Raw genomic sequence first — 22,353 nt, forward strand, 5'->3', positions numbered from 1 at the left:
CACCTCTGAGAGTGGGGTGGCCGACGGACGCGCCGTCGCGCCATCATTGACCGGAACGTAATCCGTATGACGTGTGACGTCAATAGTCGGTCGTACACTGAGCCACGGACGTCGTGCCACGGCGATTCATTCGGAGGGGGACATGACGCCACCGCAGGACAAAGCCCTGAATGCATCGGCGACCCCGGCATGGGTACGCCGACCGGCCAACCTCGCCAGGGCGGTCACCGCCGAGTTGGTGGAGCGCATCGTGAGTGGGGTCCACCCCTCCGGGACGTCTCTGCCCCCCGAGCCGGTCCTCTGCGAGACCTTCTCCGTGAGCCGGACCGTCGTCCGGGAGGCAGTGAAGATCCTTCAGGAGAAAGGGCTGGTGCAGGTCCGCCAGGGGGCCGGCACCATGGTCAACCCGCCGTCGGACTGGGACATGCTCGACGAGCTCGTCCTCGCGGCCACCATCGTCGGGGACGACAGTCTCGCCGTACTCGACGACGTCGTCGTCACCCGGCGGGTGCTGGAATCCGACATGGCGAACGTCGCCGCCCGCCTCGCCGACCAGGAGACCCTCGACCGGCTGCGCGCGCTGGTGGACCGGATGGACGGGCTCGTTGACGACCACGTCACGTACCACGAGCACGACCGGACATTCCATGACACCGTCATGCAGGCGTCCGGGAACCGCATCGCCCGCGGTGTCGTACGGTCGCTGGAGAGTCAGGTCATGAACACCGCCCGCTACATGGGCCGGACCGAACGCGCCCTGTGCGTGGCCTCGAACCGCGGACATCGGCGCATCTACGAGTTCATCGCCGCCCACGACCCGAACGGGGCCGCCGAGGCGATGTTCACCCACATCACCGAGGCGTGGCTGGTCCGGCGCAGCGGTTCGGGCGAGCCGGTCCGCCTGCAACGCTGACCGGACGCACGACGGATCGTCGACGCGCGAAGGCGGGACGGATCCCTCGCTGGTGGTAGGTGCACGAACCCCATCGCGCCGACAGGCGCCCGCTCAGGATCTTCGTCATGCCGGACGGACGGCGGCGCCCACTCCCGGCGTACGGGAGCAGGCGCCGCCGCTCGACTTCGGCGTCGGCCACGGCGTCGACCGGCGTCACGAGAACTGGGCGAAGAACCTCCAGATCTCACCCTTGGTCCAGGTCGTGATGCCACTCTCGGCGTAGGTTCCGTCCACCGGCCCGGGCATGTGGCCGTTGTCGAACGCGGCCCACTGCACCGGGTAGCCAGCCCTGCACCCCGAGTAGCTGGTCGTGATGTGCGTACGGCTGCCCGCTCCCGGCTCCCGCGGACTCTGGACGGTGCAACCGTTGTTCCGGACGAACGTGTCGCGTAGCGACCGCCCCTGGGAGATGTTGAGGACATTGTCGGAGATGCCGTGCAGCCCGAAGTACGCGATGGGCTGCGTACCGCCGCTGCACCCGCTGATCTGCGCACCGGCGATGACCGCGACGCCCCGGAAGACGTCGGCCCGCGCACAGGCGAGGGCGTAGCTCATGCCGCCGCCCCAGCTGAAGCCGAGCGCGAATCGCTGCCTCGGGTTGACACAGAGATCGCTCTCGATTCGCCTGATCATGTCGTCGACGAAGGTGACGTCCTCACCGCCGGCATTGCCCCAGCCGTTGCCGAGGCCCTGTGGCGCGACCAGGATCGCACTGTTGTTCGACTGCTCCTGCTGCCCGTAGTAGGACCAGGCGGTCCCGCTGGTGCCACCCGAGGAGATCTCCTGCATCGTGCCGCCCCGCCAGTGGAAAGCGAAGATCAGCCGGTAGGGGTTGTTGTTGTTGTAGTTGGCGGGCACCCGCAGGATGAAGGAGCGGCTCTTGCCGTTGCTCTGAATCGTGTGCGTGCCGCTGGCCAGCGTCGGCGCCTTGCCGCACCCGGTGCCGCCCGACGGCGGGTTGCCACCGTCCACTCGGGCGAGCTGCCACTGCTGGTTGGTGCCGTTCCAGTCGGAGTACTGCACGATGTTCGCGCCGTCGGCGGTGGAGGCGCCCTGCACCTCCACGACCTTGCCGCTGTGCCGGCTGATCAACCGGACGTGACCGCCGTCCGAGTCGGCCAACCTGAACTGCTGGTTCGTCCCGTTGAGGTCGGACCACTGCGCGATCGCAGCGCCATCGGCGGTCGACCAGTTCTGCACGTCGAGGACCTTGCCCGAGTGGCGTGACTTCAGCCGGTAGTAACCGCCACCCGAGTCCACGAACTGCCACTGCTGGTTCGCACCGTCGTTCCGCGTCCACTGACTGATCCGCGCGCCGTCGTTGGTGGCTGAACCGTACAGGTCCAACGCCTTGCCGCTGTTCCGGTTCACCAGGACGTACCACGCGGTGGTGTCCACGGTTGCCGCCGCCGCGGGCGCGACGTCCACCGCGACGAACGTGCCGGCCGCCATGATCGCGGCCGCCGCAGCCGCCAACCCTGACCGCCAGCGACGTCTACCCGGAGAGGCGGGACGGGCCTCACCGATGATCTTCATGATCCACTCCTTCGATCGGGGTCACCCACGAGCAGAAACGCACGCGCGTGCCCTGCCATGTGTGCCGGCGTCCGGTGGTGGCGTCGGCATGCTGGGATGTCGCGGGGAGGAATGTGCTGCTCACGGGTCTGCGCACCAGCGGTGCCAGCGGCGCGCGAGTTCCGGCCATGACCCGAACCCACGCGATCGAGGCAGGCCCGCGCAGACCGTGGGTACATCACCAGGCTCCCGGCAGCCAGGTGAACCGCGAGCGAGAAGTCAGCGTTGCATCGTCGAACATCACATGCTCGGCGTCGACGATTCCCTCTGGTGGTCCGGGTGGGCTCGGCCTTACGCCAAGCCCACCCCGACCAGTTCCACTCGGCCCTGATCGTGAGCGGTGAACGGTCGCCCGATTCGGCATACACCGTTGTCCGCGAACGCCAGGAACACCCGAGCCGGACCTGCGTCATGCCACTAGCGCTGCAGTGTCAACAGACCCGGCCGGTAGGGCAGCAGGCCGTAGTCGCCGCCGGAGTTGGGAGAACGTCCCTGGTAGAGAAACTGCAGATTGCAGGGATTGATGGTCATGGTCTGATCGGCGCTGGTGCGAATCAGTTCGCCGTGGCTGATGTCGTTGGTCCAGGTGGCACCGCTGTTGGCCTTGCCGGCGAAGGGATTGCTCTCGGTCGCGGCCTGCGGCGTCCACGAACCACCCAGGCTGCTGGCGGTGAACGAGCGGAAGTAGCGACCCTGCGAGCCGATCGCCTCGACGATCATGAGGTATTGGTTCTGGCCCTGGATCTTGTAGACCTGAACGGCTTCGAACAGATTGTTCGTCGTGTCGCTCATGATCACCGTCGATGTCGTACCGAAGCTGCCCGGAAAGTTCCCGATGGGCATACTGGCCCGGTAGATCCTGCCGTTGTCCCCGGCGAAGAACAGGTACATGTTCGTGCCGTCACCGATGAGCGCCTGGTCAATGGGCCCCGTATTGGAGTCGGAAATGCTTCCGGAGAAGAGCACCTGCTGCGATGACCACCCGTTCGCATTAGTGGGATCGCTCGACGTCCGGTAGGAGAATGCGGTCCCACCCCACTGGTAGGCAAGCACCCAGATGTTTCTCGGGGCGAAGTAGAAGAGCGTGGGTGCAACGGTGGAGGAAGACATCGCGTTCTGGCTGGCCGACGCCATGTCGGACCAGTTCGTGAAGAGACCGAAGTTCATCGAGCCCCACGACGTTCCCGTGTCGTGTGTCGTCGCATAGACGAGGTGCCTGCCGTTGTAGGGGACGGTGGTGAAATCCTTGAGCGAGACCCACCCCGACCTCGGGTTCGCCAGCGACCCCGTCGATGTCCAGCGGTACGTCGAGGGAAGCGCGCACGTGCCGGGTGGCGTAGTCGGAGGCGTGGTGGGGTTGCCTCCGCCGCCCACGCGTACGAGTTGCCACTGCTGGTTGTTGCCGTTCCAGTCGTCGTACTGCACGATGTTCCCGCCGTCGGCGGTCGAGGCGCCCTGCACCTCCACGACCTTGTTGCTGTTTCGGTTGATCAGTCGGACGTAGCCGTCGGCCGAGTCCGCCAGCCGGAACTGCTGGTTGGACCCGTTGGCGTCGGTCCACTGCACGATGCTGGCACTGTTGGCGGTCGACCAGTTGTAGACGTCCAGCACCTTGCCCGACAGCCGTGACTTCAAGCGGTAGTAGCCGCCGCCGGAGTCGACGAACTGCCACTGCTGCTGGTTGCCGTCGTTCCGGGCCCACTGGGTGATCCGCGCACCGTCGTTCGTGGCCAGGTTGTACACGTCCAACGCCTTGCCACTGTTGCGATTGATCAACACGTACCACGCGCTCGTGTCGACCGTCGCCGCGGCCGCCGGCGTCGACACCACCGCGGCGGCGGCGCCACCGACCACCACCGCCGTGACGCCAGCGGCGACGATCCGCGGCAACCACCCACGCCGCCGCGACGGCGGCGCGATCGATCCAGACCTACCAAATGCAGACATGATCCTCCTTCAATGACCAAGGGCCGAACGGTCCACCCGGAGATGAGCACCCACGGCACATGAGCCGGGGCGCATGCGCCAGAAATGTCAGCGTTAACAAGAGCTCCGCATGCCTGCCCTTGGCGCATGCCTGATCCACGGTCCGACGAAGCAGGCTTGCCCGGTAAGCCACAGGCGTCGTCGTCCTTAGCCATCGACTGTGAGCGATAACATGCCGTTCGTCAAGTCGTAACGTCATGGGTCTATCGGCCGGCGGCGCACCGCCCCCTGGCGCAACCGCGTTCCCCACCGATCCCCCACAAGCGCCACCCACCCACGGACACGGACCAGGACAGCGCACCCAAGAAAGTGGGCATGTTGGCGACAACATAGATGCTTGCGCATAAATCGGTCGACCTGGTCCTGCTCCGTGAACCGTCGGTCAGGGCCCGGAGCCGCAGCGCCGTCGCCCACCGCGCACGGACGTATGGCGGCTGTTCGCCACCTTGGGGACGGCGAATCCAACGGCTCTGATTCACCGTGGTGACAGACAGCTCTGGTTAGCCGAGCAGGATGCGCGGTTCGCCTGGGGCAGGGACGCCCGGAGGAGCTGCACGACGCACTGCTGGTGCATGGCGTGGAGCCACACCTGCTCGATCGCGTCGGTCATGCCCCTCACGCCGTCCGAGTAGACTCCGAGACGCCCTGCACGCCCCGACCACGCAGCTCGGTGGGGTGGGCCACCCACTGCTGGCACCTTGGCCGGCCAGCGCCGGCCCAGATCCCGAGCACGTCGCGTTCCTGTCGAGGCTGATTCCCGTCCATGACGTACACGGCCCGGTGCACGACCCGGGCCCTGCCGAATCTTCATCACCTGGGCGCAGAGGTTGGGTCCGGCTCGCGGGCTACGCGGACAGTGTCGGCAATCGGAGCGGGACGTTAGGGGCGGCGAACCTGGTTGCGAAGACCCCGGGCTTCGCCCCGGTCCGCTGCCCTGCGGCCCGGAGCCAAGTGGCTCCGGGCCCTGGTTCTGGCACGTTCAGGGGCTGGTGCAGGTGATGTTGCTGGGCGGGAGGTTGCCGTTGCCAGTCGCGGTAAACCCGAAGGTGGTCGAGGCGTTCGGGCCCAATGTGCCGTTGTAGGGGGCGTTTTGGACGGTGACGTTGCCGGTGGTGCCCGTGTGGGTGCCATTCCAGAGGCTGCTGATGGTCTGACCACTGGCCAGGGTCAGGCGTACGGTCCAGCCGTTGACTGTGGTGGCGGTGCTATTGGAAACCGTGACCTCACCCTGGAAGCCGCCGGGCCAGCTGTTGACCGAGCTGTAGGTGGCGGCACAGATGCCCGGTCCACCGGTCGGCGGCGGGGTGGTCGGCGGGGTCGTGGTTGGCGGTGTGGTTGTTGGCGGTGTGGTTGTTGGCGGGGTCGTGGTTGGCGGGGTCGTGGTTGGCGGGGTCGTGGGGGGTGTGTCGGACGGGAACTGGGTGAAGAATCTCCAGATCTCCCCCGAGGTCCAGGTCCTGGCGTCGTTGGGGCTGGAGGACCCGTCGACCGGGCTGGGGGTGTGGTCTCCGTCGAACGCGGCCCACTGCACCGGGTAACCGGCTCGGCAGCCAGAATAGGTGGTGGTGATGTGGGTGAGGCTGCCTCGGCTTGGCTCGCCCGGGTTCTGCGCGGTACAGCCGTTGTTCCTGACGAACGTGTCGCGCAGCGACCGACCCTGGGAGATGTTCAGCACGCTGTCGTAGGTGCCGTGGATGCCGAAGTAGGCGACGGGTTGGCTGCCACCGTTACATCCACTGAGGTTGGCGCCGGACAGGACGGTGACCGCGCGGATGACAGTGGGCCGGGCGCAGGCAACCGCGTAGCTCATGGCCCCGCCGTAGCTCCAGCCCAGGGCGAAACGCCGGGTCGTGTCGACGCAGAGGTCGTTCTCGATCTGCCGGGAGATGTCGTCGAAGAGGGTCAGGTCCCGACCGTTGGTGTTGGCCCAGCCGGCGTTGAGGCCTTGGGGCGCGACGAAGATCGTGCTGTTGTTCGACAGCGGCGCAAGCCCGTAGTAGCCGGCCGAGGCGACGTTGTTGGCCGAGCCGTTCAGCCAGTGGAAGCCGAAGATCAGCCGGTAGGGGTTATTTCTGTCGTACCCGTCCGGAACCCGGAGGATGTAGCTGCGACTCTGTCCACTGCTCTGAATCGTGTGCGTCCCGCTGGTCAGCGTGGGGGCCTTGCCACAGCCCGCGGTCGTCGCGAAGGTGCCGTTCGTCGCGGCCACCGCAGCTCCGCGCAAGCCACCGCTCAGCATGCCGCTGGCGGTGGCCGCGAGGAGTACCGCCGCGACCGCGATGGATGAGATGAGGTGTCTCGGGTTCACCATTGCTCGCCTCCTTGCCACCGGTGGTACTGCGCGAACTCGACCCGGCCACCGCCGGCCGCGCCCCGTTGCGACAGCAGGATGCGGATAACGACCTCACCCCGTCTCCTCGCCGTCGACGATTCGGTTCCGGGCCGGTGGACCCGCCGTTCAGCGCGGCCGGGACGACGGTCCGGCCGTTCGACAATGTGTTCGCGAATGTTTCTGGCACTGCTCCGTGGAGGCATGGCGGTGGTCCTTCCGATGCGGGCCGACATGCTCCTGCAGGCCGGCGCGGCGTACACAGGGTGGTCTGCGGGCCGTCCGTCGGTGCCGGTGGTTACCTGCGACGGGGCATCGGAAGCCGGGCATGCGGCCGGACCGAAGTCGTCCGGCGACCGTGTGCGGTCGCCTGGCATCGGCAGAGCGGCCCGGACTGGTCACCGACCGGGAAGGCGGCGGGAGGGCGTGCCCTCGGGCGTGCCTTTGCCGGCTGACTGAGGTGACCGGGAGCGTGCCCTCGCTCCCGCACCGAAAGATAGCATGTTATCGATAACACGCTCAACGGGTCGAACGCGGCGAGAGACGTCGCAGCAGGCCGGCGGCCCTCCGCCCGCGCGACCGCACCGTTCACGGGCCACCCCGGATGCCCCACCCAGTGAGGTGCCCTCGGCCCTGGCAGGAGTCCCAGGCATGGAACGGCACCCACAGCCAACAGGGCAACCAGGTGACCGTCACCAACGCCAGTTACAACGACCTGCCGCGGGAACATCCCCCACCGTGGGCTACATCAGCAGCACCACCGGTGGCGCGGACGGATGCCGTCCACGCCACCGGAGTGCCGGCTCAGCGGGTGTACCCGCTGCCGGAGCCGGGTTCGATCCCTGGTACCGGACCTGCGACCGGCGGAGGCTGATGGTTACGGTCCGGTCGTTATCCGATGCGGACCAGTTGCCACTGTTGGTTGTTGCCACCCCAGTCCGTGTACTGAACGATGTTCCCCCCGTCAGCGGTGGACGCGGCCTGCACCTCGACGGCCTTGCCGCTGTTGCGGTTGATCACTCGCACGTAACCACCGGCGGATTCGGCGAGCCGGAACTGCTGGTTCGTACCGTTGCCGTCGCTCCATTGGACGATCGCCGCGGAGTCCGCGGTGGAAAAGTTGTAGACGTCCAGCACCTTGCCGGAGTGCCGGGACTTCAGCCGGTAGTAGCCACCACCTGAGTCCACGAACTGCCACTGCTGGTTCACGCCGTTGTTCCGGGCCCACTGCGTGATTCGCGCGCCGTCAGTGGTCGCCTGGTTGTACACGTCCAGCGCCTTGCCACTGTTCCGATTCAGCAACACGTACCAGGCGCTGGTGTCCACCGGGGAACCCGGCGGGGGCGTGGAGGGCGGGTTGGAGCCGGCGTTGAGGGCGTCGAGGACGGAGGTGTACGCCGCCTTCTTGTTACCCGACCGATCGAAAAGCAGGGCGTTGTCGGTGCCTCGCCAGGAGTCGCTGTCGCGCACGCCCCATACCGTGATGCCGTTACAGCGCGAGACGGCCAGGCAGGCGCGGGTGACCGAGCCGAAGATGTTGGCCTGGTTGCCACCGGTCATCACGTCCAGCTCGGTAATCTGCACGTCGACGCCCAGGTCAGCGAAACGCTGCAGATTCGCCTGGTAGTCCCCCGCCAGCGAGGTGCCCAGGTGCGACTGGAAACCCACGCAGTCGATCGGCACGCCACGGGACTTGAAGTCCCGAACCATGTTGTAGATGCCGGTCGACTTCGCGTTGATCCCGTCGGTGTTGTAGTCGTTGTAACACAACTTCGCACCCGGGTCGGCCGCCCGCGCGGCGCGGAACGCCGCCTCGATCCAGTCGTTGCCGGTACGCTGCAGATTCGAGTCACGTCGCCCGCCGCTGCCCCCGTCGGCGAACGCCTCGTTCACCACGTCCCAGGCGTAGATCTTGCCCCGGAAATGGGTCGCGACCTGGGTCACATGGTTGATCGCGGCGCTACGCAACGCACTGCCGGACATGCCCTGCGCCCAACCCGGCTGCTGCGCGTGCCAGAGCAGGGCATGACCACGCACGCTCATGCCATTCGCCTGCGCGTGACTGACCAGACGATCACCGCCGGTGTAGGTGAAACGGCCCTGCTGAGGCTCCGTGGCGTCCCATTTCATCTCGTTCTCGGCCACGACGCTGTTGAACTCGCTGTTGAGGATGCCGACGTACTGGCTGTCGGAGAGCTTGCCCGTCGCGACGGCGGCACCGAAGTATCGGCCCTTCTCGGCCGCCGCCGTCTTCAGGGTCGTGCCAGCACTGGCCGCAGAGGCCAGCGTGACCGTCATACCCGCGGTCAGCGCGACCGCGAGGGTTGCGGCCGCTAGCAGACTTTTCCTGGGTTTCATCTCGATCCTTCTCACTGGTGGCATCGATGGTGGCGGTGTGCTAATTCCGCTCAGGACCAACCGTTCGGGACGGCCGACACCGGCTTGGCCGAGGAATCCGAGACGGTCATCCTGGGCCGCACCGCACCGTCGCAGAAGTCCGGTGAGCAGTCCCCGGCAACTGCCGGGAGTCCTGAGGCAACGTCCGCATGCCCTGGGGGACGTCATGATCCGAGGCGCGACCTGTCGGGCTCGCCCGGTGAGCCACAGGTGCCGTCATCCTCTCCATCGAGAGTGAGCGATAACATGTTGTTCGTCAAGACGTAACGAACCGTCCACACCAACCCCCCCCCAAATCACATCGATGCACCCAGGATGGGCCTCGCCCACCTACTGTCGACTCCCGCAGGCCAACCAGCCGACGAGCCGCGTCGCCTCGACGCCAAGGATCTGACGGCGGTCTTGTTATCGCTCACAGCCCGTGCCGACGGCGATGCTCGGCTCATCCAGCTCACGAACACCCCGCTGCCGACGTGCTCTGAGCCGGCTCCGGGCGGCTCACGTCGGGACATCGGCGGCTGCGGGAATCGCCGGGTCTTCTCGCCGGTGTGCACGGCGGCGAGTCGCCCGGCGCCGGCGGACACGGGCGCGAGGACCTCCTCTTCCGCCTCGCCCGTCAGCCCGAACAGGCAGCCCCGTGATCAGATCGCATCCCCAAGGTCTGGGCTGGCACTGCTGACGCGACGAGAGGGGCCTGATCAACCCCAAGGATGAGTAACGCGGTGCGTCACGCCTGCCTGACCTACCTCGCCGGCGTAGGCGTACCTCAAGGTCGCCGCCGAGCATCTCGACGCAGGCCTGTTCGGATGACTTCCACAGCCTCGAAAACAGTGAGGCAAGGCCCTGACCTGCTGTTCAGCGGTGCTAATCATCCACCGCTGTCGGAAACGCTCTCGTTCGAGGCTGTGGTGCAGGACGGCTATGCTCTTTCGGAAGGATGGCGCGTCCCCGTGTCGGGGCAAGAATCGATTCGAGGGCGATGTATGAACATCGGGGAGATCGCCCGCCGGGCGGGGGTGTCCCGCAGCACCGTATCCTATGTGCTGAGCGGGAAGCGGACGGTATCGGAGGCGACCCGGCAGCGGATCCAGGCGGTCATCGACGAGCTGGACTACCGGCCGAACGCCAGCGCCCGTGCTCTGAAGGAAGGGCGCACCCGGACCCTCGGGCTGGTGATCCCTCCTGCGAGCCAGCGGTTGACCGACATGCAGTTGGGCTTCGTCGCCAGCGTCGTCGAGGCGGCCGCCCGCCATGACCTGGATGTGCTGCTTTCGCCGTCCGGTGGCGACCACGACCGGTCATTCGAGCGGATCGTCACCGGACGACGGGTGGATGGTGTGGTCCTGATGGAGATCCGGTTGGAGGACGACCGCGTAACTCAGCTGGCCAAGGCGGGCCTGCCGTTCGTCACGATTGGCCGGACCGCCGATCCGCACGGTATGAGTTGGATAGATATCGACTACGCCGGTCTGATCGCCCGCTGCGTGCACCACCTGGCCGATCTGGGGCACCGGCACGTGGCGCTCGTGAACCGTTCCGCCGAGTTGGTGGCCACGGGTTACGGCCCCGCCCATCGAGCGCTGGCCGGCTTCCGGGCGGCGACGACGGAGCGGGGCCTGATTGGCATCGATGTCTGCTGCGGCGATGAGACGGCTGCCGGTGAGGCGTGTCTGGAGCAGTTGCTCGCGACGCACCCGGACGTCACGGCGGTGGCCACCATCAACGAGGCGGCGCTGCCCGGGATGCAGCGTGCGCTGACCGGTGCCGGGCTGTCCGTGCCGGTTGACTTCTCCGTCACCGGGGTCGCCGCACAGCACTGGGCGGAGGATTTCCACCCGCCGTTGACCGCTGCGGATGTTCCGACGCGTGAGATGGGCGCCGAGGCGGTGGGGCTGCTGCTGGAGATCATCGCCGCGCCCGGGGCCGTGCCACGCCACCGTCTATACAGCCCGCCCATCTCCTTGCGCTCCAGCACCGGCCCGGTCCGGTCCCGCTGATCCGGTCCCGGCGGCTTGGATCGGCGCCCCGGTAGCCGGAGGTCGACGCTGCCCAGCGGGCCCTACCGGGCCCGCTGGCTAGGTCCGGCTACCGGCCCGTGATTCGCCGCTCCTCCTGGGCCGCGGCGAGGATGAGGTAGCTGCTGGCGGTCCACGTGTACGCGCGGTCCCGGAGCCCGGTACCGGTCTCGGCGTCGAAGTTCTCCGCGAAGCCGGACTTCTCACACAACGCGAGGAACCGTTGACTGATGTCGTCGGCGATCCGGGTGTGTCCGGCCCGCCGCAGGCCGTCCTCGACCAGCACCGTCGAGGGCGCCCAGATCGGGCCCCGCCAGTAGCCGTCGGCGAGGTAGTCGGCCGAGTCCGTCGGCTCGGTGGCCAGCCCGTGCGTGGTCAGGTGCGTCTCTATGCCCCGGGCCAGAGCGTCGGCGACCGGGGCGGGCAGGTCGGCACCGAGGGCGACGGGCATCAGGTCGAGCAGGCTGCGACTCGCCCGCCGCCGGCCGGTGTGGGGGCTGCGGGCGGTGAAGCGCTCACCGTCCCACAGGTCCCGCAGCATGGCCGTGTGGATCCGGTCGGCCTCCCGCGACCACCGGTCGGCGGGCTCGCCCAACTCGATGGCGAGATCGGCCAGGCAGCGCAGTTGCGAGACCAGGAACGCGGCGAGGTCGGCCGTCTCGAGGACCCGGTCGTCGTCGAAGGTGGTGGCGTTGTCCCAGCCGCTGTCGTTGCCGTGCTGATAGTGCGGCAGGTCGTGGCCGGGGGCTCGGCGTGCGTCGAGCCAGAAACCGGTCCAGCGGACCAGCCGGTCGTACGTCTGCGCCAGCGCCGCCCGGTCCGGCTGCTCAAGTAGGCGTCGGCGCAGGTGCCGCAGGGCCCAGCCGTGGATGGGGGGCTTGACGTAGTTGTGCAGGATCTCCGAGTGAGTGATCGAGTCGGGCAGTGCGCCGGCCTCGTCCTGGTGGTCGAAGGGAAGATGGAATTGGTGCCAGGCGAGCTCCGGATCGCCGGCCGCCAGTGCGATCGCGTTGAAGCAGTGGTCCCAGCTCCACACCTTGTCCATCCAGTGCTTGGACATCAGGACGGCCGGTCGGGTGACGAAGCCCGCCGGGGCGACGGTGGCCGACCACAGGACGTACGCGGCCAGTTCGGCGGACGGGGTGTCCGCGCCACGCCACGGCGCGACCGCGTCGACGAACGCGGTGAACTCGGTGCTCCGGTCGTGGCACAGCTGGTCGAAGGTGGCGGAGGCGGTGTACGGCCGGCGGGCGGTGGCGTACTCCTCGATCGCGATCTCCCAGGGCCGGTCAGCGGGTAGGTCCAGGAAACGGTCCGCGGTGGCGAGCGCCTGCACGCCTTCGGCCCGGTGGAGGGCGCCGGAGAGCACCGTGATCCGGTAGCGGCGCCCGGTCTCGTACGAGGTGAACACGTGTGAATCGTCGACCGGGTCGCGGTAGAGGTAGGTGCCGCCGAACGGGGTGAGGACGCGCGCCGCTGCGGCTATCCGCAGGCCGAGCCGCCGACCACGGATCCGCAGGGTGTCGGGTCCGTCGTAGACGGCCTCGATCCGGCCCGGGTCGGTTCGCCAGGTCAGCAGTGCGGGCGTGGCGACGACCGTGGTGCCGGCGGCCGCGGGGGCGAGGCGCAACACGGGGTGCAGCCCGGTCTGGTGGGAGACCAGGTGCAGGTCGTCGGCGTACGTCTTCTCGGCTACCACCGGGGATATGTTGAGCCAGGAGCCGCGGTAGCTGAACGGGATGTCCTGGATGGAGAATTCCGGACCGGACGGGGCGACGGTCATGGGTGGCGGTTGCCTTTCTGGTGCGGGTGGTCAGTCCTTGACTGCGCCGGCGGTGACGCCCATCGAGACGTACCGCTGGGCCAGGACCAGCAGCACGGTGGCGGGGATGGAGGCGACGACGGCGGTGGCCATGATGGCGTTCCACTGCTGATTGTTGTTGCCGATGTAGTGGTAGATGCCGAGGGTGATCGGCTGGTGGTCTCCCCCGCCCGCCAGGGTCGAGGCGAAGATGAAGTCCGACCAGGACCACAGGAACGCGAACAGCGACACCGTGACGATCGAGTTGCGGCTGACCGGCAGCACGACCGACCAGAAGGTCCGCAGCCGACCGGCGCCGTCGACAACGGCCGCCTGAAGCAGTTCGTCGGGAATGCCGGACATGAAGGCCGTGAAGATCAACACGGCGAACGGCACCGCCAGTGTCGAGTCGGCCAGGACCAGGCCCGGCAGCGTGTTGAGGACGCCGAGATTGAGATAGATGGCATAGAAACCCATCGCCATGATGATTCCCGGAATCATCTGCGCGATCAGCAGAACGAAGCTCAGCACCGAGCCGCCGGGCGGCCGCAGCTTCGCCAACGCGTATCCGGCGGGGGCGGCCAGCGCCACGGTCAGCGCCACCGTGCCGAGACCGACCAGGAAGCTGGTGCCGAGGTAGGGCAACTGTTGGTCGAGTACGGCCCGGTAGCCGTCCAGCGTGCCGTTGGTCGGGAACAGGTGTGGGGGGCTAACCCGCATGTCCTGGTCCCGGGTGAACGACACGTTGAGCATCCAGTAGACGGGGAAGAGCATCAGCCCGGTCAGCACCAGGCCGACGGCGGTCTTCCACCAGGCCCGGGGTGCGGAGGTGGTCATGGCAGGTTCTGCCTTCGCTGGATCCGGATGTAGACGAGCCCGGCGATCAGGGCCATCACGATGAGCAGGTTGCCGACGGCCGCACCCGGGCCGAACTCGGGCAGCAGGTTGCCGAAGCCGAGTCGGTACGACCAGGTGGCGAGCGTGGCGGAGGAGCCGGTCGGCCCGCCCCTGGTCATGATCCAGATGATGTCGAAGACCTTCAGCGTGTAGATCAGCCCCAGCAGCAGCGTGATCGCGGAGACGGGGCGCAGCAACGGGAAGGTGATCGACCAGAATCGTTTCCAGCCCGTCGCGCCGTCGAGCGCGGACGCCTCGTACACCTGGACCGGGATCGCCTGCAGGCCGCTGTACAGCACCACCAGGTTGAACGGGATGCCGATCCAGACGTTCGCGATGATGACTGAGGTGAGCGACCAGCCCGGCGAGGTGAGCCAGTTGACCTGGTCGATACCGATGACGCCCAAGGCGGCGTTGACCAGCCCCGAGTCGCTGTTGAGCAGCCACGACCAGGTCGACGCCGAGACGATCAGCGGCAGCAGCCACGGTACGAGGATCAGCGCCCGCAGCGTGCGCGACAGCGGGAAGTGCTGGTGGAAGAAGAGCGCCAGGGCCATGCCGATGGTGAACTGGAAGGCGAGCGACGCGGCGGTGAAGACCAGGGTGTGTACCAGCGTAGGCCAGAAGGCCGGGTCCGCCAGGATCGTATGGTAGTTGTCCAGGCCGGCGAAGGGTGCGCCGCCCTGCACGAACGAGCGGACGGTGTACTCGCGCAGGCTCAGCTCGACGTTGCGGTAGAGCGGGTAGGCGTAGAAGGCCGCCAGGTAGACGGTCACCGGTGCCAGGAAGCCCCACGCCAACCATCGGTGGGGCTGGCGGACGCGGGACGGGGGCGGCCAGGGTGGGGCGGCCGTCGCCGCCCCACCCTGGTCTCGTGCGGTGGTGGAGGTTCGTGTAGTGCGCATGGTGTGGGTTCGGCGCTTACCTGGTCGAGGCCGCGGCCTGCGCGGTGGTCAACGCCTCCTGCGGTGACTTCCCGCCGCTGAGGGCTGCCTGCACCGCAGTCCAGAGGGATTCGGAGATCTTCGGGTACTTCGTGCCGAGGTTGTCACCGGTGCGGCCCTTGGCCGCCCGGACCGCCTCCACCCAGACCTTGAGCTTCGGGTCCGTGGCCGCCTGCCGATCCTGAACGGCGGCGACGGGTGCGACGTAGGAGAGTGTGGTGTCGGTGGTGAGGAGATTGTCGGCGTTGGTCAGACAGGCGACGAGTTTCTGCGATGTCGCGTACCGGTCCGTCTTCTTCTGCACCGGGATGGAGACGAACTCACCGCCGGTCGGCGCCGGCGCCGGGCCGCCCGTGCTGGCCGGGATCGGGATGATGCCGTACGTGAAGCCGAGTTTCTCTGCGTTGGCCATCTGCCAGGTGCCGTTCTCGGCGAACGCGTAGTCGCCGGCGGCGAACTCCTGCCAACTCGTGGTCTGGGTGTTGTTGATGACGGAGTTCGGGGCGTGGCCTTGCTTGAGCCAGTCGCTCCACAGCGTCAGCGCGGACACCGCCTGCGGTGAGTCCAGACTGGTCAGCTGTGCTCCGGACCCCCAGAACCAGGGCAGGAACTGGAAGCTGCCCTCCTCGGTGCCGATCGCCGAGAAGGTGATGCCCTTCTTCCCTCCGGCTTTGACCTTGGTCAGCGCCGCGGTCAACGACGTCCAGTCCTTGATCGTGGCCGGGTCGACGCCGGCGGCGGTCAGCAGGTCCTTGTTGTAGTAGAGGGCGAGGGTGTTCGCCCCGATCGGCACCCCGTACGTCTTGCCGTCGCTCTGGCCGGCACCGAGCAGGTTCGTCTCCGTGGCCGAGACGTCCAGCTTGTTCTCCTCGGTGGTGGTGAGCGCGCCGGCCTCGGCCAGTGTCGAGACCACCGGGTTGTCCACGATCAGCACGTCCGGCGAGTTTCCCTGCTGGGCGGCGAGGAGTGTCTTGTTGGTCAGGTCGGTGGTGTCGTAGCCGGTCCGCTCGACGGTCACTCCCGCCGAGGTGCCGCACCTGTTGAGCAGGGCGACCCACTCGGAGTCATCGGCGAACTGGGGATACGGGTCCCAGACGAGATAGGCACCGCCGTCGGAGGGGCCGTCGGCGGCCGACGAACAGGCGGCCCCCGCCACCGTGGAGAGTGCTATCACGGCGACGGCGGCGAGGCGTCGTCGACGGCTGAGTCCGGTCATCTGTTGCCTCACTTCAAGTCGATCGTCAGGTGGGGTGTGTGGGGTGGTGGTGACCGTCGCGGGGCCGAACGTGGTCCGACCATGAGGCGAATCGGTTCGACGAATCGGTTCGCCCGAAGATAGGACCGCCCGTGCTCACCGGTCAAGAGGTGCCCAAGTGCGTCGAGGCAACACTTGGAAACGCCACCTTCACCACGCCGTCACTTCATTGACACAGTTCAGTGTCCGGTCCTACGATCCATTCGAATCGATTCGCAAGCGCAGCCTCCGGAGAGCGTCCACCACGCCCAGCAAGGAGCCGCCCGTGAAAACCCCGTCCCGCGGCAGGCCAGGACGAGCCCGCGGGCTCGTCGCCCGACTCGTGGTCGGCCTGCTCGCCGCCGCCACCGCCGTAACCGTCGCCGCGCCTACCGCCCAGGCTGCCGACGAGTCGATCAGCGTCAACTTCTCCACGACCACCGGCACGCCGACCTACCGCGCGTCCGGATGGATCTACGGCATGACCGAGAACGCCAGCGGTCCGGCCGACCACTTCTATCGAGACGTCAAGTTCCAGTACATGCGCGCCGGTGGCGCGCAACTGCCGGGCAGTGGCTGGGTCGGTGGGACCTACGACCGCCGCTGGAACTCCACCCTCGCCCAGGCGCGTCGGACCGTCGCCCTGGGCGGTCAGTTCATTCTCCTGCCGCACGACCTCTGGGGCGCGGACGGCGCCGGCATCTCCCGCTTCCCCGGCGACAACGGAAACTGGACCGACTACGACAACTTCCTGACCCGGCTCATCGACGACGTCCGGGCGTCCGGGCTGTCCGTCCAGTGGGACATCTGGAACGAGCCCAACATCACCCTGTTCTGGAACCGCCCGATCTCCCAGTACCTCGAACTGTGGCGGCGCACCCACCAGCGCATCCGGGCGGAGTTCCCCAACCAGCTCATCGTCGGCCCGAGCTGCGCCTGCGTACCGTCGACCACGCACACCTTCTGGAACCAGTACCTGGACTTCGTCCGCTCGACCAACACGGTGCCGGACATCATCAGCTGGCACTCGCTGCCGGGTGACCCGGTCGCCAACGTCGCCGCCGCCAACGCCACCCTCGACCCGCGCGGCATCGCCCACCCGCGTCCGTACCAGATCAACGAGTACGGCGCGCCCGAGGAGCAGAACCCGGCCGACGGCGCCTGGTACATCTCGCGGCTGGAGCGCGCTCGGGCGGACGGCCTACGGGCCAACTGGGCCGGCGGCGGCAACCTGCACAACGACCTCGGCAACCTGTTGGTCCGCAACTCGGCCGGGCAGCACCAGCCCAAGGGCGAGTGGTGGGTCTACCGCTACTACGCCTCCCAGACCGGGCAGATCGCCTCGGTGACCGCCAGCCCGTCGTACGACGCGTTCGCCACGAAGGCGACCGGCACGGCGAAGGTCCTGGTCGGCGGTGGTCGTACGACCGGGAACCTGACCGTCAACCTGCAACGCCTGGACACCACCAGCGGCGTCGTGCAGAACAACCAGGTGCGGGTGCTCACACAGCGCATCCCGCACAACGGCGGCGGTGCGGTGCAGGGCCCGGTCACGGTCTCGAACAGCGTGGTCAACGTATCCAACAACAACGCCACCGTGACCCTGCCGTACACCAACCAGAGCGACACCTACACCGTCACCCTGCTGCCGCCCTCCGACGGAGGCTTCCAGTCGGTGGCGGTGGCCCAGCACTCCCAGCAGTGTCTGGACAACCCCGGTCTGAGCGGCAGCGACGGCAACGTCCAACAGCAGTACTACTGCGACGGTGGCGACCAGCAGCTCTGGAACTTCCGTCCGGTCGCCGGGGTGGCCAACACGTACACGGTGGTCAACCAGCAGAGCGGCAAATGCCTCGACGTCAGCGGCGTATCCACCGCCGACGGTGCGGCCGTGCACCAGTGGACCTGCCTGAACGGCCTCAACCAGCAGTTCAGCCTCCGCAAGGTGACCTACGCGGGCAACGACTCGCACGACTACCAACTCGTGGCGCGGCACAGCGGCAAGTGCGTCGATGTCAGCGGCGTCTCCACGGCGGTTCGTGCACCGGTCCACCAGTGGACCTGCAACGCGGCCGGCCAGGGCAGCCCCCTGAACCAGACTTGGCGGATCTGGGGGCGGTAGCCCTCGCGAAGAGAGTCAGGGACGGCCGTCCGGCCGGCGGGCGGCGCCTGGCTCTCCGCCGGGCGGCCGTGGAACCTTGCTTTCCCCGCCGGCCTCGCCCGGTCGACCTTCGGTGGGCGAGGACACGAACCAGTCGCTCGAAGCAGATCGGCATCCGTGCCCGGCGCCGCTGTCGAGCCGAACGGTGGGCGCCGCTTCCTCGCCGGCCCACGAATCGATCGATCCCATATCCGTCGGTGAGCCCTCACGCTGCTACGACCCCAAGGAGTCACTCGTGCGAACCCCGTCTCGCAGCGGATCAGGACAAGCGCGCGACCCCGTGCCGGGACGCCGTCGCGTCCGACGTCTGGCCGTCCTGGCCAGCGCATTGATTGGCGTCGTCATCGTCAGTGGCACCACCCTCGGTGCCCCACCGCCGGCCGCCGAGGCCACCGCCGTGGCACCGACGCCGCTGGCCACCATCGAACCGGGGCAGAGCACCCGAATCGTGGGCACGGCGTCCGGTCGCTGCCTCGAAGTTTCCAACTCCAGCACCGTCAACGGCGCCCAGACCCAGCTGTGGGACTGCCATGGCAGTGCCAACCAGACCTGGACCTGGACGTCGAGCAAACAGCTCATGGTGTACGGCAACAAGTGCCTGGACGCGTACGGCCTGGGCTCCACCGACGGCACAGCGGCAGTGATCTGGGACTGCAACGGCCAGACCAACCAGCAGTGGAACGTCAACGCCAACGGCACCATCACCGGGGTCCACTCCGGGCTGTGCCTCGACGCCAGCGGCTACGGCACCGCGAACGGCACCAGAGTCCACCTCTGGACCTGCCATGGCGGCGCCAACCAGCAATGGACCTCACCAACCGCTCCCCCACCGACCGGCACGCGTCCGTGTGACATCTACGCCTCCAGCGGCACCCCATGCGTAGCGGCGCACAGCACGACGCGGGCGCTCTATGCCACGTACACCGGCTACCTGTACCAGGTCCGGCGCTCCTCGGACAACACCACCCGGAACATCGGCCTGTCGAGCGCGGGCGGCACCGCCAACGCCGCGACGCAGGACTCGTTCTGCGCCGGCACGACGTGCGTGGTGACGGTGGTCTTCGACCAGTCCGGGCGGGGTAACGACCTCTGGTACCAGGGATCGACCGTGGTTCCGGGCTCGCCACAGAGCAAGCCGGCGATTGCCACCTCGGAGTCGCTGACGGTGGGGGGTGTCAAGGCGTACTCGCTGTACATCAACCCCGGCAACAGCTACTGGCGGGACGGGCACCTGACCGGGGTGCCGACGGGTGCCGCCCCCGAGGGCATGTACATGGTGACCAGCGGCACGCACGTGAACAACGGCTGCTGCTTCGACTACGGCAACAGCGAGACGACGAGGAAGGCCGACGCCGCCGGGGCGATGGATGCCATCAACTTCGGTACGCAGTGTTGGTTCGGCGGCTGCTCCGGCACCGGCCCATGGGTGCAGGCGGACCTGGAATGGGGCCTGTTCCCCGGCGGAAGCAGCTCCTGGAACCCGAACCAGCGTGCCTTCAACAGCAAGTTCGTCACCGCGACCCTGAAGAACAACGGCACCACGCGCTTCGCGATCAAGGGCAGCAACGCCCAGTCCGGCAGCCTCTACACGCTCTGGGACGGTGCGCTACCGCCGGGATACAGCCCGATGAAGAAGCAGGGTGCCATCGTCCTGGGCAGCGGTGGGGACTGCTGCAAACCCGACGGCGGCGCGAACCTGAGCGCCGGGACCTTCTACGAAGGGGCCATGGTCGCCGGCTATCCGTCCGACGCGACCGAGAACGCGGTGCAGGCCAACGTGGTATCCGCCGGCTATCGCTGACCGGTATCCGGACCGGGCAGCTCGCACCGCGCGGGCCTCGCCACGGAGATCACCGGCCCCGGGGCGGGACGCGGCACCACCGGCCGCGACCCGCCACCGTCACATCACAGCGCCACCGCACGCAGGAGAGGATTCGATGATCGTGAAGAGAAGGCTGAGTCGCCTCATGGCCGCCGCGGGTACCGCGTTGGTCCTCGTCGTCGGCGCTGGCGTCTATGTGGTCTCGGACGCGCCGGGCGTCGCCCACGCCGCCGGCACGGGACCGTGTGACATCTACGCCTCGGGTGGCACTCCGTGCGTGGCCGCGCACAGCACCACCCGCGCGCTCTACGGCGCGTACAACGGCCCGCTCTACCAGGTGCGACGCTCGTCGGACAACACCACCCGCGACGTCGGGGTGCTGAGCGCGGGCGGTTACGCCAACGCCGCCACGCAGGACTCGTTCTGCGCAAACACCAGCTGCGTGATCACCATCATCTACGACCAGTCCGGCCGCAACAACCGCCTGACCCAGGCGCCTCCCGGATACTGGCCCGGTCCGGGTCCGGGAGGATGGGACAACCTCGCCGACGCGAAGGCGGCCCCGATCACCATCGGCGGTCAGAAGGCGTACGGCGTCTACATCGCGCCAGGCACCGGCTACCGCAACAACAACACCAACGGCGTCGCCACCGGCGACCAGCCCGAGGGTATCTACGCCGTCGTCGACGGCACGCACTACAACCAGTGGTGCTGTTTCGACTACGGCAACGCGCAGACAGACGGCCAAGCCGACTCCCCCGCCATCATGGAAACCGTCTACTTCGGTGCCAACAAGCAGTGGGGCTACGGGGCCGGCGCCGGCCCCTGGATCATGGCCGATCTGGAGTGGGGGCTGTTCTCCGGGGTGAACGCGGGATACAACAACATCGCGTCCATCAACCACCGCTTCGTGACCGCGATGGTCAAGGGCGAGCCGAACCACTGGGCGATCCGGGGCGGAAACGGGCAGTCGGGTGGTCTGACGACCTACTTCGACGGGCCGCGCCCCAACGGCTACCACCCGATGAAGAAGGAAGGGGCCATCCTCCTCGGGATCGGCGGCGACAACAGCGTCTCCGGCCGGGGCACCTTCTACGAGGGCGTGTTGACGTCCGGCTACCCGTCAGCGGCCACCGAGAACGCCGTACAGGCCAACATCGCCGCCGCCGCGTACGCGCCCGCCGGCAGCGGCAACCCGCAACAGAACGTCCAGATCGTCGGCGGCCAGTCCGGACGCTGCATCGACGTACCCAACGGCACCACCACCAACGGCACCCAGGTCCAACTCTGGGACTGCCTCGGCAACACCGCGCAGCGCTGGACCTACACCGCAAACAAACAACTTCAGGTGTACGGCAACAAATGCCTCGACGCCAACGGCGCCGGCACCACCAACGGCACCCAAGCCATCATCTGGGACTGCAACGGCCAGACCAACCAGCAATGGAACCTCAACGCCAACGGCACCATCACCGGCATCCAATCCGGACTCTGCCTCGACGCCAACGCCGCCGCCACCGCCAACGGCACCAAACTCATCCTCTGGTCCTGCAACGGACAACAAAACCAGCAATGGTCCACACGTAGCTGACCACAGCCCACAACCGGCGACTTCCTGCGCGCACATCTCCCTGACAGGGAGTTCCATGGCTCCGCCGCCGGAGATGACCGCCTACCAGTCAGCCGACCAGCGCGACAAAGGACAGGTCATCATCAGCGTCGGCGCGCACAGTATTTCCACCGTCGCGTTCATCCTCTGAAAGTCCATGTGAGGACTGCTCCTGATTGGTGCTCCTGGTTCCTGCCTGAGGGGTCCGTCGCGTTGGGGCTGCCCGGGCGGCGGGCGCAGCAGTCAGGAGGACGTCGGGGTGCCGCTTCCCGCGCGAGGGCTCAGAGCCCCGGGGTATACCGGGTCGAGGCGCGGGGCGGTTGGTGATGCGGGCGTCCTGGCGGCAGACCGATGGGCGGCTGCAGTTGGTCGACCTGCAGGGCCGGGATCACGCGTTGGTGGACGGGTTGGACCACGGCTCGGTGGCGATGGGTTACGACGGTTCGTGCGGGACTGATGGTCGTCGTTGCTGGTGGTGCACCTGCCGTAGCTTCGGCGGGGGGGGGGGGGGGGGGGGGGGGGGGGGGGGGGGGCGAGGGGGGGGGGGGGGGGGGGGGGGGGGGGGGGGGGGAGGGGGGGGGAAGGGGGGGGGGGGGGGGGGGGGGGGGGGGGGGGGGGGGGGGGGGGT

The 22,353-nt window shown here is 67.9% G+C and carries 13 protein-coding genes; 5 read left to right on the forward strand and 8 right to left on the reverse strand.

Annotated features, from left to right (window positions below; all coding sequences use genetic code 11):
* Positions 1–142: 142 nt before the first annotated feature.
* Positions 143–913, forward strand: a complete 771-nt coding sequence (locus tag ACZ6QQ_RS26645) for a FadR/GntR family transcriptional regulator (protein WP_465879964.1) — start codon at positions 143–145, stop codon at positions 911–913.
* 195 nt (positions 914–1,108) lie between these two features.
* On the opposite strand, the gene ACZ6QQ_RS26650 is transcribed toward ACZ6QQ_RS26645, so the two are convergent.
* From ACZ6QQ_RS26650 to ACZ6QQ_RS26665, 4 genes are all read right to left on the reverse strand, one after another.
* On the reverse strand, positions 1,109–2,491 hold the full coding sequence (locus ACZ6QQ_RS26650; protein WP_465879965.1) for an RICIN domain-containing protein: 1,383 nt from the start codon (positions 2,489–2,491) through the stop codon (positions 1,109–1,111).
* A 456-nt stretch (positions 2,492–2,947) separates the two neighbouring features.
* Positions 2,948–4,477, reverse strand: coding sequence for a non-reducing end alpha-L-arabinofuranosidase family hydrolase (locus tag ACZ6QQ_RS26655; protein WP_465879966.1), 1,530 nt, complete (start codon positions 4,475–4,477; stop codon positions 2,948–2,950).
* A gap of 1,018 nt (positions 4,478–5,495) precedes the next feature.
* The gene (locus ACZ6QQ_RS26660) at positions 5,496–6,827 is read right to left on the reverse strand and encodes a cellulose binding domain-containing protein (RefSeq protein ID WP_465879968.1); all 1,332 of its coding nucleotides are present in this window, start codon (positions 6,825–6,827) and stop codon (positions 5,496–5,498) included.
* A 909-nt stretch (positions 6,828–7,736) separates the two neighbouring features.
* Entirely contained in the window at positions 7,737–9,203 is a 1,467-nt protein-coding gene (locus ACZ6QQ_RS26665; RefSeq protein WP_465880050.1) for an endo-1,4-beta-xylanase, read from the reverse strand.
* A 1,022-nt stretch (positions 9,204–10,225) separates the two neighbouring features.
* Here ACZ6QQ_RS26665 and ACZ6QQ_RS26670 point away from each other — a divergent pair.
* Positions 10,226–11,239: a LacI family DNA-binding transcriptional regulator gene (locus ACZ6QQ_RS26670; RefSeq protein ID WP_465879970.1), complete on the forward strand. Its 1,014-nt coding sequence runs from the start codon at positions 10,226–10,228 to the stop codon at positions 11,237–11,239.
* An 88-nt stretch (positions 11,240–11,327) separates the two neighbouring features.
* On the opposite strand, the gene ACZ6QQ_RS26675 is transcribed toward ACZ6QQ_RS26670, so the two are convergent.
* The 4 genes from ACZ6QQ_RS26675 to ACZ6QQ_RS26690 all read right to left on the reverse strand — a co-directional run bounded on the left by ACZ6QQ_RS26675 (position 11,328) and on the right by ACZ6QQ_RS26690 (position 16,115).
* A complete protein-coding gene (locus ACZ6QQ_RS26675) occupies positions 11,328–13,040 on the reverse strand; it encodes an amylo-alpha-1,6-glucosidase (RefSeq protein ID WP_465879971.1) in 1,713 nt (570 codons plus the stop codon).
* 30 nt (positions 13,041–13,070) lie between these two features.
* Positions 13,071–13,895, reverse strand: a complete 825-nt coding sequence (locus ACZ6QQ_RS26680) for a carbohydrate ABC transporter permease (protein ID WP_465879972.1) — start codon at positions 13,893–13,895, stop codon at positions 13,071–13,073.
* Entirely contained in the window at positions 13,892–14,731 is an 840-nt protein-coding gene (locus tag ACZ6QQ_RS26685; RefSeq protein WP_465879973.1) for a carbohydrate ABC transporter permease, read from the reverse strand. The genes ACZ6QQ_RS26680 and ACZ6QQ_RS26685 overlap by 4 nt, the downstream gene beginning before the upstream one ends.
* Positions 14,732–14,876: 145 nt before the next feature.
* Positions 14,877–16,115: a sugar ABC transporter substrate-binding protein gene (locus tag ACZ6QQ_RS26690; protein ID WP_465879974.1), complete on the reverse strand. Its 1,239-nt coding sequence runs from the start codon at positions 16,113–16,115 to the stop codon at positions 14,877–14,879.
* Positions 16,116–16,419: 304 nt separating this feature from the next.
* Here ACZ6QQ_RS26690 and ACZ6QQ_RS26695 point away from each other — a divergent pair, with 304 nt between their 5' ends.
* The 3 genes from ACZ6QQ_RS26695 (at position 16,420) to ACZ6QQ_RS26705 (ending at position 21,707) form a co-directional block, all read left to right on the forward strand.
* On the forward strand, positions 16,420–18,255 hold the full coding sequence (locus ACZ6QQ_RS26695; RefSeq protein ID WP_465879976.1) for an RICIN domain-containing protein: 1,836 nt from the start codon (positions 16,420–16,422) through the stop codon (positions 18,253–18,255).
* A 274-nt stretch (positions 18,256–18,529) separates the two neighbouring features.
* Complete coding sequence (locus ACZ6QQ_RS26700) at positions 18,530–20,095, forward strand: arabinofuranosidase catalytic domain-containing protein (RefSeq protein WP_465879977.1); 1,566 nt, start codon at positions 18,530–18,532, stop codon at positions 20,093–20,095.
* Positions 20,096–20,231: 136 nt separating this feature from the next.
* On the forward strand, positions 20,232–21,707 hold the full coding sequence (locus ACZ6QQ_RS26705; RefSeq protein WP_465879979.1) for an arabinofuranosidase catalytic domain-containing protein: 1,476 nt from the start codon (positions 20,232–20,234) through the stop codon (positions 21,705–21,707).
* Positions 21,708–22,353: the final 646 nt, after the last annotated feature.

Source organism: Micromonospora sp. NPDC049529 (assembly GCF_055586685.1).

What these genes read in the sequence shown, in the direction of transcription:
- ACZ6QQ_RS26645 (WP_465879964.1), top strand. Translation starts at nt 143, where the DNA reads ATGACGCCACCGCAGGACAAAGCCCTGAATGCATCGGCGACCCCGGCA.
- ACZ6QQ_RS26680 (WP_465879972.1), bottom strand. Translation starts at nt 13,895, where the DNA reads ATGACCACCTCCGCACCCCGGGCCTGGTGGAAGACCGCCGTCGGCCTG.
- ACZ6QQ_RS26665 (WP_465880050.1), bottom strand. Translation starts at nt 9,203, where the DNA reads ATGAAACCCAGGAAAAGTCTGCTAGCGGCCGCAACCCTCGCGGTCGCG.
- ACZ6QQ_RS26660 (WP_465879968.1), bottom strand. Translation starts at nt 6,827, where the DNA reads ATGGTGAACCCGAGACACCTCATCTCATCCATCGCGGTCGCGGCGGTA.
- ACZ6QQ_RS26670 (WP_465879970.1), top strand. Translation starts at nt 10,226, where the DNA reads ATGAACATCGGGGAGATCGCCCGCCGGGCGGGGGTGTCCCGCAGCACC.
- ACZ6QQ_RS26705 (WP_465879979.1), top strand. Translation starts at nt 20,232, where the DNA reads ATGATCGTGAAGAGAAGGCTGAGTCGCCTCATGGCCGCCGCGGGTACC.
- ACZ6QQ_RS26655 (WP_465879966.1), bottom strand. Translation starts at nt 4,477, where the DNA reads ATGTCTGCATTTGGTAGGTCTGGATCGATCGCGCCGCCGTCGCGGCGG.
- ACZ6QQ_RS26690 (WP_465879974.1), bottom strand. Translation starts at nt 16,115, where the DNA reads ATGACCGGACTCAGCCGTCGACGACGCCTCGCCGCCGTCGCCGTGATA.
- ACZ6QQ_RS26675 (WP_465879971.1), bottom strand. Translation starts at nt 13,040, where the DNA reads ATGACCGTCGCCCCGTCCGGTCCGGAATTCTCCATCCAGGACATCCCG.
- ACZ6QQ_RS26650 (WP_465879965.1), bottom strand. Translation starts at nt 2,491, where the DNA reads ATGAAGATCATCGGTGAGGCCCGTCCCGCCTCTCCGGGTAGACGTCGC.